The organism is Frigoribacterium sp. Leaf186 (assembly GCF_001423905.1).
Lineage (GTDB): Bacteria > Actinomycetota > Actinomycetes > Actinomycetales > Microbacteriaceae > Frigoribacterium.
Genome location: NZ_LMPQ01000016.1, coordinates 1095 through 1481, shown reverse-complemented (window position 1 = coordinate 1481; position 387 = coordinate 1095). Strand labels below are relative to the sequence as shown.

At 57.1% G+C, this 387-nt stretch carries 1 rRNA gene (cut by a window edge); it reads right to left on the bottom strand.

The features are described from left to right. Positions 1-387 (bottom strand): 16S ribosomal RNA (locus tag ASG05_RS15635) (its annotated part continues 1074 nt past the right edge of the window); the annotation flags it as partial.

The following is a 387-nucleotide window of genomic DNA, read 5'->3' as shown; positions in this document are numbered from 1 at the left end:
GCGGTTAGCGCAGCGCCTTCGGGTAAAACCAACTCCCATGGTGTGACGGGCGGTGTGTACAAGGCCCGGGAACGTATTCACCGCAGCATGCTGATCTGCGATTACTAGCGATTCCAACTTCATGCACTCGAGTTGCAGAGTGCAATCCGAACTGAGATGGCTTTTGGAGATTAGCTCGACCTCGCGGTCTCGCTGCCCACTGTCACCACCATTGTAGCACGTGTGTAGCCCAGCCCGTAAGGGCCATGAGGACTTGACGTCATCCCCACCTTCCTCTCGGCTTATCACCGGCAGTCCCCTTAGAGTGCCCAACTCAATGCTGGCAACTAAGGGCGAGGGTTGCGCTCGTTGCGGGACTTAACCCAACATCTCACGACACGAGCTGAC